Below are 15987 nucleotides of genomic sequence, written 5' to 3'. Positions count from 1 at the left end.
GAGGAAATTCATGCCGGCTATCCCCATGCTCCGACCGCTCGTCCTTCTCCTGTCGATGACGGTCATTGCAGCGCCCTCTCAAGGCGAAACCATCACGAACAAGACCTTCTCCTACTACTCGGTCGGCGGGCGTACCGCTTCCGAACTGGACGAGGAATTGAACAAGCGCGGCCCGCAGATGAAGGCCACGGGGTCTCGTCACCCCGGCGCAACGAAGATCCGGTTTGGCGGCTCTGTTTCCTACGTCCGGCGTGGCAACAAATGCTATGTGGGCAACGCGAAGGTCACGGTCTCCACCAACATTATCCTGCCGCGCTGGAAGTACCGCCGCAGCGCCTCGAAGTCGCTTGGCCTGATCTGGGACACGCTCTCCGCCGACATCAAGCGGCACGAGGAACGCCACGCCGAGATCGCCAGAAACCACGCGCGCGATCTGGAGCGCGAGTTGAAGGCGCTGCGCCCCGACAGGGATTGCGCAAAGTTGCAGGCGAAAGTCGACCGGACAACCGCGGCCGTGGTCGAAGCACACGACAAGGACCAGGCCCGCTTCGATCGCGTCGAGTCCTACAACTTCAACGAACGGATGTTGCGGCTGCTGGCCTACCGGCTAGATCGCGCGAAATAGTTGCGCGGACAATCGACACAACCAAGTATTTCCCCCGTCGGCGACAGTAGAGCAGTTCACTCGAAAGTGATCGCTCCCTCAAAGCCAGCAAATGACTGGTGAATTCTAGCGATGGCGCCAGGCAGAGAATCGCACTATCTTTTTCTTGATAGTCGAACAGGAAGTTCGGCGCTGGAAATTCAAAATTTGTGACAGGTTCTCCTGGCGCGTCTATCTGGTTAGACGGGTGTTACCTCCCTCGCCCGCCTACGATGCGCCCTCCTGGCCTCGCTCGTCCATGGGACCGGCGAGGCGCTTTTTTTTTCAGGATCGATTTCCCTCGCGCACCATCACGGTCGGCCGAGCTTTTCACGAATGCGTTTCGACGCGGTGGTGTACTCGACCGACGCCGCTTTGCCGTCTGCGAGTCGGCGTCGAATTCCCTGGGTGGCGAGGGCTGCTTCGTGGAAGGCGGAGAGAATGAGCCGCACCTTTCCGGGATAGTCACACGCATCGCCGATCGCAAACAGCCCGGGCTCCGAAGTCTCGAATGTTGCGGGATCCACGACAATGCCGCCGCGGCTACGCTCAAGCGGCCAAACCGCCGCCGGTCCGGGCTTGAGTTCGGCATCGGTTGCGCTGCCGTCCGTGGGCGCGCTGAAGAGTCCGATCCCGCTGGCGATCAGCACATGATCGGCCCGAAGGTGCGAACCGTCGTCCAACTGCGCCAGCCACTCCCCACCGGCATCACGGGTCAGGTCGGTGACGGTGCGACCAAAGGTGAAGCGGGGCTCGAAGGGGGCGGCCTGACGCATCAGTCGCTCACAGAGCTCCTGCCCATCGATTTCCGGAAACCCCGGAACGTCGTAGATCGGCTTGTCGGGGTACAATACGGCGCATTGCCCGCCCGGCCGACCGAGCCCGTCGATCACCTGACAGCGCAGGCCGTACAACCCCAACTGAAAGATCGCGAAAAGGGCGGCCGGCCCAGCCCCGACAATCAGAACATCGGTATTCCGGCTATCCGACATGTCTCCACCCTACCCGGCCGCGCGCCGACGCAAGGTCAGCCTTGCCGCTCCGGCACATGAACGACGAGGCCGTCGAGGGCGTCGGACATCTTGATCTGGCAGCTCAGCCGCGACGTCGGACGGACATCGTAGGCAAAGTCGAGCATGTCTTCTTCCATCGCCTCCGGCGATCCGACCGCCGCGGTCCAGGCCTCGTCGACATAGACGTGACAGGTGGCACAGGCGCAGGCGCCGCCGCATTCGGCTTCAATCCCCGGGATCGAGTTGCGCACGGCGTTTTCCATCACCGTCGAGCCATTGGCCACCTCCAACTCGTGCGACGTGCCATCGAATGCGACGATTGTAAGCTTGGTCATCGTAAAATTCCGGATTGATTGTTCGGTCTGGCGTTGAATGCAGGCAGCGGCGCCTGAAACTCCCCACCGGGGACGCCACGGGTCGGCGGGTTACTTCCAACAATTCCAAACGCCAGTCAACATCGCCCGGCCGCATGCCCCCACTCCAGCTCCCGCAGCGGCATCCGTCATTCCGGTTGCGTCGCCGCCGGTCAGGCGCAGAGCTTCCGGATAAAGTCTTCCACCTCCGCTAGCGCCGCGCGAAACGTGGCCAGATACGCGTCGCTGGCCGGATCGCCTTCCAATGCCTGCCCGGCCGCAGCAACCGGGAAGGCGCCGATGCTGCAAGCGGCGCCCTGCAGGCGATGGGCTATCGCCCTGCGGCCGGCCTCGTCCGCTTCTGCGAGTTCTTCGGCGCAGCGGCGCGCTTGTCCCGAAAAGAGCAGCAGGACCTCGCGCTCAACCACCTTGTCTCCCATCGTCTGCCGGCCGAGGTGTTCCAGATCGAGCACCTGTCTCATTCCACCCTCCGGGCGATTTGACCAGCGTCGGGCTGGGGATAGCGATCGTCCATTTTCTTCCCTCTGGTTGCACCGTCTGCTCAGGCGTGTATCGTCGTGGGTCAGACTTGCGCAAGGCCGCAGCTGCGGGCGCGATGGGGCGCCTCGAAGTAGCGGTTCCTCGGGCTGCATGCCTGGGATCCACTCTGAGGCCAGACCGACGCCATCCGGGTTAAAGGAGGACCGGATCGCCCCGCAGTTTCGGCAACTATGGTTAACGACGCCGATTAGGTGCGAATTCCCTGTCTTTCCGCTGTGATAGGCCCTATTTTGCCGTTAACTTTCTGTTAGGAACCCTGTCGGCCCGCCTGCCTGTCAATTGTGTGGAACACGCTAATGTGTCACTACGATACGATTAGGGTCGGGTCTACGCCGAAAAGGCGAGACAGTCCCGGTGGATAACCGGTTTCGGAAGGTGTCTGCCTTGCGGATTTGGGACTATCCAGCGTGTTTGGAGTAACAAGTGGCGACCCGCCATCGCAGCGTTGACGAAAAGTCTCTGCGTTGCGCCCGCCACGATCGGAAAGAAAAGATGCGGAACTTGTGCAGGCGGCAAGAAACCGGGATCTTTTCCGTACAAGAGTAACGAGGCGTATTCGCATGGCGACGAAGAAAACCAACGAGTCGATTGACGACACCGCTTTCCAGGCCCTGGAAGAAGCGCTGAAGATCGATTTCGACGACCTCGCACCGACCACTCCAGCGAAGCCGGCGAAGGACGCCGGTGCCGCTACGGCCGAGACCGCCAAGGCCGCACCACGCGCCGCCGCTCAGCCTGAGACGGCGGAAAAGTACGACCGTAAGAGTGTTGCGCCGGAACCGGCGCCGAAGAGCCCGGCCTTCACGCCGGCGAACGACGCCTCGCGCAAGACCCCGGCTGCGATCCTGCGCTCGATCGACGTCCGCTCCGGCCGTTCCGCCATACGCATGGCGGCCGTGATCTCCGCGTTGTGGGTCGTCGGCGGCCTCGGCGTGGCCAACCTGCTGTATGCGCCGAAGATCTGGGAAATCCGCTCGGTCGCCGATCTCGTCGCCCTTCCCGGCGCCATTGGCATGCTCGTCGCAATCGTCATGCCGATCATGCTGTTCTTCGCCTTTGCGACGATGATCGCGCGCGCCCAGGAACTGCGCAACGCCGCCCGTTCGATGGCGGAGGTCGCCCTGCGGCTGTCGGAGCCTGAAACGGTTGCCGCCGAACGGATCATGTCCGTGGGACAGGCCGTCCGGCGTGAAGTGTCGGCAATGAACGAAGGCATCGAGCGCACGATCGCGCGCGCCACCGAACTGGAGACCCTCGTCCACTCCGAGGTCAATGCGCTCGAACGCAGCTACGCCGACAATGAAATTCGCGTTCGCACGCTTGTGCAGGAACTCGGCGCCGAACGTGAGGCGATCGTCAACCACTCCGAGCGGATCCGCACCACGATATCGGGCGCCAACGAGCAACTGCGCCGGGATCTGGAAACGGTGAGCGAGGACATCGCAGCCCGGATGGCCACGTCCGGAGAAGCCTTTGCCTCGATGATCGACACGCGCGCTGCCATGCTGATGGAAAAGTCTGACAGTGCGACGCAGACGATGGGTTCAATGCTCGCCGCCCGGACGGATTCGCTGCTCTCGACGCTCAACTCTTCCGGTTTCGCGCTTGCCAACGAATTCGACAGTCGGCTGGAGGGGCTCACCGCGGCGATGGAAAGGCAGGGTCAGGCGCTGCTCAAGCAATTTGAGACCCGCGCCTCCTCGCTCGACGCAAACACCGAAAAGCTGAATGCGGCCCTGAACGAGCGCGCGCGCCAACTCAATGAAACCCTCATTGCCCGGACACGCGAAATCAACGAGAGCCTGACGATCGGCCAGCAGGCCGTCGTCAGCGGTCTCGATGATGTCATCCAGACGATGAATGCGACACTGGACGAAAAGGGCGCGCAATTCCGGCAAAATCTGAAGAACGCCGCCGACGACACGATCATGGATCTCGATCTGCGCTCCGGCTTCTTCGATGAAAAGCTGCAGGCGACCATCGGCCATGTCGCCGGCGCCTTTGACAAGCGCCTGGCCGACTTCGCCGAGGCGTTCGACCAGCGCGCCGGCTCGCTCGACACGAAACTGATGGAGAGCCTGGGTCGCTTGAACGAGACGCTCAGTGGTGGCAACGAAGCGATCGAGGGCGTCCTCAGCAGCAGCATCGACCGCCTTGCCACGACGCTGACCGACCAGTCGTTTGCGCTGACCACGGCGCTTGGAACCGGTCAGGAAGTCTTTGAAAGCGCGGTCAGCGGCCACGCCGAGTCGATTCGCGCTTCCGTGGACGGTGCCCATGACAAGATGCGCGACGTGATGAAGTCTGCGCAGGACCGGATGCAGACGACCCTCGGCGAGGCCCAGGACAATATGCAGTCGGCTCTCGACAAGCGCTCCGAGAGCCTCCTCGGAAGCCTGACCCAGATCCAGGAGCGAATGGAGCGCGGCGTAGGCACCCATGCCGAGCATCTTGTCGGCGCGATGACCGCCAGCGAGGAGCGGCTGACCAACGCGCTCGAGTCCCGAACCCTCGGCTTCGTCACGGTTCTCGACATGGCGCAGACGCGCATGGAAGAAACCCTCGCGAGCCGGGCCGACGAGTTCACCTCGTCGATCGCCGCGAGCCACAACCGTATCGACAACGCACTGTCCGAACGGACAGCCTCGTTGTCCTCGATGCTGAACGAAACGAGCAGCGCGCTGGAAACATCGGTCGGTTCCGCTGCCACTCGGATCGAGACGGTGCTCTCGGGGGCGGCGCAGGAGATCGACGGCGTCATGTCGAAGCGGACGGAGTCGCTCGACACCGTGCTCGGCAGCAACACCGAAGCGATGAAGGCAGCGATCCATCAGGCGGCGAACCGCGTGGAGACCGTTCTCAGCGAGGGTACGGAACAGATCGGCGGCGTCCTCTCCGGCCAGGTGGCGGAGTTCGCCGACGCCTTCTCCGGCCGCGCCGCCGAAATCGCCGGCACGCTGTCCGAACGGGCGACGGCGCTTGCAAGCTCCCTGGTCTCCACGCACGACCAGATCCGCACGACGCTGGACGACCGCATCACCGCCATCAACGTCGCGATCAGCGAGGGCCAGCAACAACTGTCGGAGACCCTTTCCGACCAGGTGACGGCAATTGGAACCTCGATTGCCACCAGTGCCAGCATGCTGGAAATGACCCTTGAGCAGCAGGAGGAAAACCTGCGCCGCACCATCGACGGCAGCGCGACGGCCCTCGACAGGCGGTTGCGCGACAGCGCCGGCGCGGTTGCCGAGCGCCTCAGCGCCAGTTCCGACGAGATTGCGCAGGTCGCCGAAACCTTCGGCAATCGCATGGATGTCACCCTCCACGCCGTCGCCAGCCGCCTGGACGGCACCGGAAGCCGGATCGAAGGCAATCTCGGCGCATTGGAAAACCGTATCCAGCATGGCGTCGAACAACTCTCCGGCCTTGTCGACTCCGCCGGCAACCGTATTGCCGAGACGTTTTCCGACCGGCTTGGCGATCTGGAGCGGGCGGCTGCCGATGCTTCGGAGAGCGTCAATAGCGCGGTGACGAGCAGCATCGAACACCTCGAACGGGCGGCCAATGCCTCGTCGGATGCGATCGGTCTGGCCGTCAGCACCAGCGTCGGAACTCTTGAGGATGTGAGCGAGAACGTTACCCGGCGCATCTCCGATACGCTTGCCGGCCGCGCGTCCGAGATCGATCGCGTGACCGAGGAAGCGGCAAGCCGCATTGCCGGCACGATCGACGAGCGGACGGGGCGGATCGGCGAGCGCCTTGCCACCATGGACAAGGCGCTGACGATCGGCCTGGAAAACGTCAACCGCACGATCGACGGCAAGGCCGCAGGCCTGGCGCAGACCCTGCGTGAAGCCGTTGTGCAAGCTGCGCAGGACATGGATGCCGAAGCCGTCCGCTCGGCTCAGACTTTGGCCAAGACCGGCGAGGAATTCGCAAGTCTCAGCACCTCCCTTCAGAGCGCAGTTTCCCGCGCAGCCCATGACATGGGCGCCGAGGCGCAGCGCGCCGCAGAGACGATCGCCAAGACCGGCGAGGCATTTGCGGAGAATCTTGCCGCTCGCAACGAAGCGTTTACCCGCTCCGTCGAGAGCACGACCGCTGCCGCCGCCAGCCGTTTCGCCGAGGTCGAGGGCCGCCTGGAAGGCCACAGCCAGTCGATCCGCACCGGCCTTTCCGACATCGACAAGGCGCTGGAAGCGCGCGGTTCCTCGATCCGTGCGACGCTCGACGAGCGCACCCGCGAACTGAACTCGATGCTCGCCGGCCGTTCGGCCGAACTGTCGCGCATCCTCGACGAACAGGCCAAGCCGATCATCGAACGCTATGCCGCGGTCGGACGCGAGGCGGCCGAACAGATCACCGCGGCGGCCGAGCAAAATGCCGATCGGCTGCGCACCGAGAATGCCGCACTGCTGGAGGCGATCTCCGCCCGCACCAACGATACGCTTGGGGCGATCACGGCCCGCACACAGGAGGCGGCGCAGGCGCTCAACCAGGTCGAATCCAGTCTTCAGGGCAGCGTGCTCAGCCTGATCGACCGTCTCTCCGGCAGCAACAACGCGATTGCGGCGCTCGTCAGCGAGGCGACCACCAACCTCGCCAAGGTGGACGAGCAGCTGACGTCGTCGAGCGAGCGCTTCTCCTCGTCCGCCGACGTGGTCTCGACCGTATCCCGCCTGCTCGAGGGCAAGATCGATCGGCTTTCGGACATCTCGAACGGGACGCTGTCACAGATCGGCGGTATCGTTGGCCGCTTCGAGGATCACTCGAAGCTGCTCTCCCAGGCCACGGAGCTTCTGGGCGCGGCGCAGTCCAATCTGGTCAGCACGCTGGAAGAACGCCAGGACGCCCTGCGCGCGCTGGCGGTCGGCCTGGTCCAGCGGTCGGAAGATATCGAGAACACGATGCGCTCGCTGGAGGGCATGGTGGAAGGCGCCTTCAGCCGCGCCGAGCAGCGCTCGGGCCAGGTCGCCGCCAACCTGCGCAGCGGCATCCAGGCGTCCTTCACCGACGTCGGCCAGTTGCTGAGCGAAACCGAGGAACGCGCACAGGCCGCATCGGCCACCCTGCGCGACGCGCTGGCCAAGGCCAGCGAGGAGGCCGGCCATGCGGTCGAGGGTGCCTTCGCCAACGCCGAGGAGCGCGCCCGCGAGGTTGCCAACCGCCTGCGCGGCAGCGTCGGCGCGACGCTGTCCGACGTGGATCGCCTTGTCGTCGAGACCGGCCAGAAGTCCGACGCCGCCACCCAGAAGATGGGTGAAACGCTGCGCCAGGCGGTCGACGACGCGCTCGGCAAGTTCTCGGGTGCGACCGACGAGATCCGGCGCGCCGCCTCCGATATCCGGCGCGAACTCGACCAGACCCGGACGGAACTGAAGCGCGGCGCCTTCGATCTCCCGGAAGAGGCCAAGGAGAGCGCCGCCAGCATGCGCCGCGCGGTCTCGGAGCAGATCAAGGCGTTGCAGGATCTGAGCGACATCATCGGCAAGTCCGCCCAGAGCCTCGAAGTCTCGCGGCCGGTGGACTATCGTCCGACCGCCGCCCAGACCGTTGCCCAGGCGATCCAGCAGGTCTCCCAGCCGGTCGCCCCGCCGCGGCAGGAAGAGAGCGCCCCGCCGCTGCGTGGTAGCCTCGGCCTCGAGCGCGCGTCGACGCCGGCGGTCCGCGAGGCTCCGCAAGGGTCCCAGGTGCCCGCCGAACCGGGCCGTCAGGCCGAAGGCGGCGGCTGGATGCGCGATCTCCTGCGCGGCGCCTCCCGCGAGGAGCAGCAGTTCGGTCAACCGCAGCGAACCGAGAACCAGCCGCAGCGGACGGCGGATGCCCGCAATCCGCACCACGTGGTCGAATCGCTGAATTCGCTTTCGGTGGATATCGCCCGCGCGATCGATCATGACGCATCGGTCGACCTCTGGCGCCGCTACCAGCGCGGCGAGCGCGACGTCTTCACCCGTCGTCTCTACACGCTGAAGGGCCAGCAGACCTTCGACGAGATCAAGCGTAAGTACGATCACGAACCTGAGTTCAGGACCGCTGTCGACCGCTACATCGGCGACTTCGAAAAACTCCTGGCCGACGTTGCGCGCAACGACCGCGACAAGGTGCTCACCCAGTCCTACCTGACGTCCGACACCGGCAAGGTCTATACGATGCTCGCCCACGCGGCCGGCCGCTTCAACTGAGGCGACTGAACAAGTTCAGACTGCAGAACGGCCGCGCAAGCGGCCGTTCTGTTTTGGCCGTTCGCGCCTGCGAGCCGGCCCGCCGCGCCCGCCGATTGACGAGGCGTTTCCGGTTCAGCAGCATGGAAGCAAAGCCGACGCCGGTCCACGCGTCTGGCGGCTTGGATCAAACGCGATCCAGGAATGCGCGCACACGGCTGGCGAGCAGCACGGACGCACCCGCGTCATAGGACGGGAGTGAACTGTCGGCAAAGTCGTGCAGATCGCCGGGGTAGAGGAAAAGTTCCGCGTGCTCCACTTTCTCGACGATCTCGGAGCCCCAGGCGTCATAAACATTAAGACCTCGGCCATCGGGAGCAAGGTCGCCGACGTTCTGCCTCAGGGCGGGATCGTCGGGCGCCCATTCAGCCAGTCTACAGCGTGATTGCCGGGTCGGGAATAGTGCGGGCACTTTGCAGAATGTCGGCGACCTTGGTCATGGCCCGCGAGATCCGGTGCGAACAAGCGGCTGCGACAGCGGGAGGGGTAGCGTCAAGGCAGAGCCGTCGGAATCGGCAAACCGCGACGTGAGCGGCTGCGTCGTCAGATCGACTTCAGCGTCCAGGCGACGATGTCGGCAGTGACCCGGGCAAAGGCCGCGTCGAGCCCGGCTATGAAGGCCGGGCCGCCGGAGCCGGAAACGGGCGCGGTGGCACGGAAGACCTGCTGCGCCCTGACCGTCCCGTTGCGGTCGTTGACGATCTTGGCGAAGATTTCCACCACGGCGGTTGCCGGCCCATTTGTGCGCACTTCGAAGGTCCGCAGCGTGGTCACAACCTGATAGTCGATCGCAAGCCCCTCGCCCGGCTTTCCGACACCGCCGACCTGTCCGGTTGTCTCGAAGGCCTGGATCAGCTTCGCCTGCACCAGTTTCGGCAGGCTGTCGCTCCATTGCGCCCTGGCGAGGTACTGGATTTCGGACGATGCCGGCCGCACCACCACCTGATCGCCACCCAGCGCCTTCAGGGCGGAGGGCTCGGGCACGAGAATCTGGCGACCGCGGGCAGAGGGTCCTTCCACCGTGGGCACGGATGTCAGATTGAAGGTGTCGTTCACAGCCTTTGCGCCGCCACACGATGCAAGTGCGGCTGCGGAAACGGCCAAAACCGCGACCTTCGTCGCCCATCCGTATCCCTGCCGCGTCGTCCCCAATACCGTCATGCTGTGCGAATCTCTCCTATATGCAATCTGTAGCAGCGGCCCGGCAGGCTGTCACCGCCGGGCGTGAGGAGAAGGCAGGGGAAAGGCGATCGCTTCAATGGTTGTGGAGTTGCGGCCACAGTGCGCCCGCTATCGGCGCGCCCGACCGTCGTAGGTCTTGACTGTCTCCCCGCCGAACAGAAGCCGGCTCGGGTTCTTGTCGAAATTGGAAATCGTGCCCTGCAGGCTCTGGACCGCCTGCCGCGTCTCACCGACGAGCGCCTCGACGTCCCGCAAGCCGCCGCCGGAGAAGCGCTGCAGGTTGTCGGCGATGGGACCGATGCGGGCATTGAGCGTGTCGGCCGCCTGTTTGAAGGATTGCAGCGTGGCTTTCGCTTCGGCAAACAGCGATTCGGACTCACCCTCGCCGAGGAAACCGTCAAGTTTGGCGAGGACGCCATCGACGCGGCTCGAGGCAGCATTCAGTTTGCTCGCCATTTGCCGAACATCGGTGACGATCTGATCGATATCGTCCTTGCGGGCGCCAAGCTTGTCAGTGACGCCCTTGATGGAGGCAATCGCCTGGCGCGCATCGGCGCTCGCCGCATTGATGTCGTTGATCGTGAGCTTCACCTTCTCGCTGTCGACGGCCGCGATCAGCGTGTCGACCTTGTCCAGGGTCGCGGTTGCGTTCTTGCCGACGCTGTCGAAGGTTTCGGCTGCCCGCTTGAAGCTCTCGATCGTGCCCTTCACGTCACCGGACGCGGCAGCCAGGTCCGACGTCACCTTGTCGACATTCGATACGACACGGTCGATCTTCTTCGCGTCCACCGCCTTTAGCAGCGAATCAAGCGACGCCATCGTCGCGTCGAGCCGGCCGGAAAGACCGGTGAAAGTATCGGATAGCCCGCCGATGCTCTGCAGGAACTTGTCGATGTTGTCCGAGTTCCGCGTCAGTGCATCGGAGAACTTTTCCGCGTTCCGGATGGTCGCTGTGAGCGGGCCGCGCGCATCGGCGACGAACCCCTGGATGTCGGAGATGGCGTCGTCGGCGCGCTTGAGAATCTTGTCGGCGGTCGCAAGCAGGTTGGTGACGCTCGACTGTTCGGCAACGAGAACGGCGGTTCCGTCCGTCTCAAGGGCAAGTTTCAGAATGTTCTTGTCTTCCGCCCTGCCGCCGGAGAGCTCGATGTAGGCAGCCCCCGTGAGCCCCTGAACCTCGAGCACGGCCGATGTCGACTGCTTCACCGGCGCCTCGGTCGAGACCTCCGTCAGAGCGATGGAGTAGCGCGGGTCGTCCGAATCGATCGCGAGGTTGCGCACCGTCCCGACTGGTATGCCGTTGAAGCGCACAGGCGAGCCGACGCTGAGGCCATTGGCCGACCCCGGGATGCGAATGGCGAGCGGCGCCATCTCGCCACTGCGGCCATACTGTGACATCCAGTAGACGAAACCGAAAGCGGCCGCGATCACCAGCAAGGTGAAGAAGCCGACGATCGCGTAATTGGCCTTTGTTTCCATGTCTCTCAATGCACCCGCATTCGTCCGAACCGCGCCGCCGGCGCCTCTTGCAGGCTTCCCGGGAATCGTTTCCCGTCTGCCTGCATCAATTCAACCCCACCCGGCGCGCGACGTCCAGCCACGGCAGCCGCTCACTTCCTGACGATCGACCGGGCGCGCTTTCCACGGAAGTAGGCCTGCACCCAGGCATCGTCACAGGCCAGCATGTCGTCGATCGTTCCCTCGACCAGCACTTTCTTCTGCGCCAGCACCGCGATCCGGTCACACACGGAAAAGAGGCTGTCGAGGTCATGCGTCACCATATAGACCGTCAGGCCCAGCGTGTCCCGCAACTTGGCGATCAGTTCGTCGAATTCAGCCGCACCGATCGGATCAAGACCGGAGGTCGGTTCATCGAGAAAAACCAGATCCGGATCGAGCGCAAGGGCCCGCGCCAGCGCCGCACGCTTGATCATGCCGCCCGACAGTTCGGAAGGAAACTTGTCGGCCGCTTCCGGCGCCAGGCCGACCAGTTCGATCTTCAGCCGCGCGAGGTCGTCCATCATCGATTGCGGCAGGTCGAGATATTCCCGCATCGGCACCTGGATGTTCTCGCGCACCGTCAGCGAGGAGAAGAGCGCACCATGCTGGAAGAGCACCCCGAGGCGCATGTCGAGCGCCATTCGCTCCACTTCGCTCGTCCGGTCGTAGTCGGCGCCCAGGATATGGATCGTGCCGGCGCGACGCGGAAGAAGGCGCAGCACGGTGCGCATCAACACTGATTTGCCCGAGCCGGACGCCCCGACGAAACCGAGGATCTCGCCACGGTAGATGTCCAGGTTCAGCCGGTCGAGCACGATACGGTCGCCGAAGCCGACTGTCAGGTCCTTGACCGAGAGCACCACCTCTCTCGTGCTTCCAGCTTGCTTGTCCACGCGAACCCCGTCCATCAGAAGTCGATTGCCGCATAGAACATGGCGAACAGTCCGTCCATGAGGATCACGACGAAGATCGACTTCACCACGGACGTCGTGACCCGCAGCCCGAGCGATTCGGCGCTGCCGCCCACCTTCAGCCCCTCCACGGATGCGACGATGCCGATGACGAGCGCCATGAACGGTGCCTTGATCATGCCCGACACCACCGTGGACATGTCGACCGCTTCCCTCAGCCGCGCCAAGAACGTGTCGAAGGTGATGCCGGAATAGGCGTTGGCCACGACAGCAGCCCCGAACAGCGCCGCAAAATTGGCGATGATGGTCAGGAGCGGCAGCGCGACGGTCAGCGCCACGAGCCGCGGAAAGACAAGGACGCCGATCGGTGACAGGCCCATCACCTTCAGGGCATCGATTTCCTCGCGCATCTTCATCGAGCCGATTTCGGCCGTGATCGCGCTGCCCGAACGGCCTGCGATCATGATGGCCGTGAGCAGGACGCCGATCTCGCGCAACTGCAGGATCCCGACGAGGTCGACGACGAACACTTCGGCGCCGAAGTAGCGCAGCTGGAATGCCCCCTGCTGGGCGATGATCGCGCCGATGAGGAAGGACATCAACGTGATGATCGGGACGGCCCGCACCCCCATGTGGTCGATCTGGTTGACGATCGCCGCCGGCGAGAGGCCGCTGTGGCGGCCGAGCTTGAGCTGCGCGCCGCGCACCGCCGAGCCGAGGATGAACATCGCGGCGACCACGTCGCCCCAGATCTCGACGACATTCCTGCCGATCGCCGACAACAGCCGCGTGTGCAGTGCTTCCCGGCGCTCTTTGTCAGCGGCGGGCTCGGGCAATAGCGCGGGCAGCGCCTCGATCAAATCCAGAAAGCGGCCGTGCGGATCGGTGACGCGAACCTGCGCGCCGGCCTGCTGCAGTCCGGTCATCGCCTGGCGGATCAGCCAGGCGCCGGCCGTGTCCATCCCCTCGATCGCGCTGAGGTCGATTTCGAGCGGTCCCCTGCCGTGACTCAGTGCGTCCAGCTTGCGCTTGGCGGCGACTGCGGTCTGCGCACGCCATGCCCCGGAAAGCCGCCAGACCTCACCGCCGTCCTGCGGACGGCTGGCAGTCTCGATCTCGGCGGATGGGATGGTCGCGGAATTCAATGCTCTTGCTTCTTCCCGGACGATGCAGGCAAAAAATGATAGAACCGTTGATTGCGACTCATATCGGCTCGGCCTTGATCTGTCACCGCAAGAAGCCTTATCCGGTCGCCGGACCACCCTAAAAAATCGATTGGGAGCCGAACAAGACATGCGTCGAACCCTTGCCTCAGCCACAGAGACGTTTCCGATCGCCGGCGGCTTCACGATTTCGCGCGGAACCAAGACCGAGGCGGCCGTCGTGACCTGCCGAATCACCGCAGACGGTCATGCCGGCTGGGGCGAATGCGTACCCTATGCGCGCTACGGCGAATCGCTCGGCAGCGTTCTGGCGGAAATCGCCGCCGCGACAGCGGCCGTCGAGTCGGGCGCCTCGCGTGAGGAGCTTCGGCAGATCATGCGCGCCGGCGCAGCGCGCAACGCCGTCGATTGCGCGTTGTGGGACCTCGAGGCCAAGCGCACAGGCATGCCCGTAGCGTCGATGATCAACGCCGCGCCGCCGCAGCCGCTCACCACCGCCTATACGATCTCGCTCGGCGAACCGGAGGTGATGGCCGCGCAGACCGCCCGCCACGCGGATCGCGCGCTGTTGAAGGTGAAGGTCGGTACCCCGGACGACGCAACGCGCATCCGCGCCGTTCGTGACGCCGCGCCGAAATCCCGCATCATCCTCGACGCCAACGAAGGATGGACCGGCGAGACACTCGCCTATCACCTCGCCGTTTGTGCCGAGGCCGGCATCTCCCTGATCGAACAGCCGCTTCCGGCCGGCCGGGACGAGGCACTGGCGCATGTGGAGCGGGTCGTTCCCGTCTGCGCGGACGAGAGCGTGCATCTCACAGCCGATCTTGCAGCACTGACCGATCGCTACGACGCCATCAACATCAAGCTCGACAAGGCGGGCGGCCTGACGGAAGCGCTCGACCTGCGCGCCGAGGCGGCCCGTCTGAACCTGAAGGTGATGGTGGGCTGCATGGTCGGCTCGTCGCTGGCGATGGCCCCGGCGGTGCTACTGGCGCAAGGCGCGGATTTCGTAGACCTGGACGGCCCGCTCCTTCTGGCGCGCGATCGCGAGCCCGGCCTTCGTTACGTGGACTCGCTGGTGTTCCCGCCAGATCCCAGTCTCTGGGGCTGAATGCTGCGGGCGAGCAGCAACAGGACCAGTCCGAGGGCCGCGACCGCCGACATCGCATAGAAGCCATCGATGCCATACCAGGCGAAGAGATAGCCCGACAGAAACGTCGTCAGGGCCATGAAGATGCCGTTGTAGAAGAAATAGAGCCCTTGCGCGGAGGCTTCCTTCTCCTCGGCGACCCGCTCGACAATCCGCCCCTGCACGCCGACGTGAATGGCGGCGAAGGTGAAGGCGTGCAGGCATTGCAGCGCGAAATAGCCGGCAAAGCCGAGGTCTTGCGGGAAGACGATCCAGCGGAAGACGGAGACCGAGCAGCCGAGGACAATCATGGTCCAGAGGCTGATGCGCCGGCGCAGGCGGGCGGAAACGATGAAGAACAGCACCTCCGCGGCGACGCCGACGCTGAAGAGAACGCCGATTTCAGTGCCCGAGTAGCCCTCCGCACCCCAGAGGATCGCGGCGAAGGCATAGAACATGCCGTGACTGGCATTCACCAGGGCCGCGCCGATCATCATCAGTTGCACGTCGATCTGGCCGGCCGAACCGGTCGGAGTGACCGCCAGCGCCGAAATCGGCGACGGCCGGCGCGGCTTGCCGATGCGCGGTGCTATGAAGGCAGTAATGACCGTCGTGACGAAGCCGACCGTCATGGCGGGCAGCACCATCGCCCCACCGAAAATCCCTGAGAGCCAGCCGCCCACCATGGTCGACACGATGAAGGCGAGCGAGCCCCAGAAGCGCATGCGGCTGTAGTCGAAGTGCCAGCGGCGCACGCCGCTGAGGGCGATCGCATCGGTGATCGGCAGATAGGGCGCATAGACGATCCCCTGCAGGGTGTAGAGGATCAGCACGGGCCAAAAATGGTCGGTGAAGAGCAGCGCGACGGCCGTGGCAAGCGACATCGTCCCCGACCAGACCAGCACGCTGGCCCGGTCGCCGATCCGATCGGCGATCATGCCTGCGAGCGGCGCGGTGAAGACACGCACCACCATCGGCACCGCCAGCACCACGCCGATTTCCCAGTCCGTCATCGACAGCGTATGGAGCCAGGTCGGGAAAAACGGCAGCGCGATGCCGTTCACCAGCATCGGAGCGCAGAAGACGATCGCGATTCGCAGAACGAAGAGGCGCGGCGGACCAGCGGTCGCGACCATGCCGTGAGGCGATTGCATGTTTGGAACCTGAACAGAAGGATGGGAAGGATTACCACGCTGAGGCAGATGCGCCAATCCGTGATTTCTGCCAGCTCCTGCGGGTTCTCCCGCTCCACGACTTCAGCCGATGAAGTCATCGCAAGCGCGTCTCAAGCCCTCAAGATGCGCTTGC

11 protein-coding genes and 1 pseudogene are annotated in these 15987 nt (G+C 64.5%); 3 read left to right on the top strand and 9 right to left on the bottom strand.

Annotated features, from left to right (window positions below; genetic code table 11):
• The first annotated feature begins 10 nt into the window (after positions 1-10).
• Entirely contained in the window at positions 11-625 is a 615-nt protein-coding gene (locus tag JNC62_RS09110) for a DUF922 domain-containing Zn-dependent protease (protein ID WP_374838010.1), read from the top strand.
• 329 nt (positions 626-954) lie between these two features.
• Here the strand turns inward: JNC62_RS09110 and JNC62_RS09105 are convergent, their stop codons facing one another.
• From JNC62_RS09105 to JNC62_RS09095, 3 genes are all read right to left on the bottom strand, one after another.
• Positions 955-1635 carry an NAD(P)/FAD-dependent oxidoreductase gene (locus tag JNC62_RS09105; RefSeq protein ID WP_374838008.1) on the bottom strand — a complete coding sequence of 227 codons (681 nt, stop codon included), beginning with the start codon at positions 1633-1635 and terminating at the stop codon, positions 955-957.
• A 35-nt stretch (positions 1636-1670) separates the two neighbouring features.
• Positions 1671-1991, bottom strand: coding sequence for a 2Fe-2S iron-sulfur cluster-binding protein (locus JNC62_RS09100; protein ID WP_374838006.1), 321 nt, complete (start codon positions 1989-1991; stop codon positions 1671-1673).
• Positions 1992-2182: 191 nt separating this feature from the next.
• Positions 2183-2482 (bottom strand): Hpt domain-containing protein, encoded by a 300-nt coding sequence (locus tag JNC62_RS09095; protein WP_374838005.1) that lies wholly within the window; start codon positions 2480-2482, stop codon positions 2183-2185.
• Positions 2483-3130: 648 nt separating this feature from the next.
• On the opposite strand from JNC62_RS09095, the gene JNC62_RS09090 reads away from it, so the two are divergent.
• A complete protein-coding gene (locus JNC62_RS09090; protein ID WP_374838003.1) occupies positions 3131-8752 on the top strand; it encodes an apolipoprotein A-IV repeat region-like domain-containing protein in 5622 nt (1873 codons plus the stop codon).
• Between the two features lie 166 nt (positions 8753-8918).
• Here JNC62_RS09090 and JNC62_RS09085 read toward each other — a convergent pair.
• The 5 genes and pseudogenes from JNC62_RS09085 to JNC62_RS09065 form a co-directional block, all read right to left on the bottom strand.
• A pseudogene (locus JNC62_RS09085) lies at positions 8919-9158 on the bottom strand (dienelactone hydrolase family protein); the annotation flags it as partial.
• A 176-nt stretch (positions 9159-9334) separates the two neighbouring features.
• Positions 9335-9952, bottom strand: a complete 618-nt coding sequence (locus JNC62_RS09080) for an ABC-type transport auxiliary lipoprotein family protein (protein ID WP_374838001.1) — start codon at positions 9950-9952, stop codon at positions 9335-9337.
• A gap of 129 nt (positions 9953-10081) precedes the next feature.
• Positions 10082-11452, bottom strand: coding sequence for an MlaD family protein (locus JNC62_RS09075; protein ID WP_374838000.1), 1371 nt, complete (start codon positions 11450-11452; stop codon positions 10082-10084).
• A gap of 131 nt (positions 11453-11583) precedes the next feature.
• Positions 11584-12381, bottom strand: coding sequence for an ABC transporter ATP-binding protein (locus JNC62_RS09070; RefSeq protein WP_374837998.1), 798 nt, complete (start codon positions 12379-12381; stop codon positions 11584-11586).
• Positions 12381-13529 (bottom strand): ABC transporter permease, encoded by a 1149-nt coding sequence (locus JNC62_RS09065; protein ID WP_374837996.1) that lies wholly within the window; start codon positions 13527-13529, stop codon positions 12381-12383. Before JNC62_RS09065 ends, JNC62_RS09070 begins: the two co-directional genes overlap by 1 nt.
• A 148-nt stretch (positions 13530-13677) precedes the next feature.
• Between JNC62_RS09065 and dgcA the strand changes: the two genes are divergently transcribed.
• Positions 13678-14661 carry an N-acetyl-D-Glu racemase DgcA gene (gene dgcA, locus JNC62_RS09060; RefSeq protein WP_374837994.1) on the top strand — a complete coding sequence of 328 codons (984 nt, stop codon included), beginning with the start codon at positions 13678-13680 and terminating at the stop codon, positions 14659-14661.
• On the opposite strand, the gene JNC62_RS09055 is transcribed toward dgcA, so the two are convergent.
• The gene (locus JNC62_RS09055; RefSeq protein WP_374837992.1) at positions 14613-15833 is read right to left on the bottom strand and encodes an MFS transporter; all 1221 of its coding nucleotides are present in this window, start codon (positions 15831-15833) and stop codon (positions 14613-14615) included. The two genes, dgcA and JNC62_RS09055, sit on opposite strands and share 49 nt — an antisense overlap.
• Between the last annotated feature and the right edge of the window lie 154 nt (positions 15834-15987).

The organism is Mycoplana ramosa, assembly GCF_041930185.1.
Taxonomy (GTDB): domain Bacteria; phylum Pseudomonadota; class Alphaproteobacteria; order Rhizobiales; family Rhizobiaceae; genus Mycoplana; species Mycoplana ramosa.
Note: the sequence above shows the minus strand (reverse complement) of the source record. Positions and strands in the feature narration are given on the sequence as shown.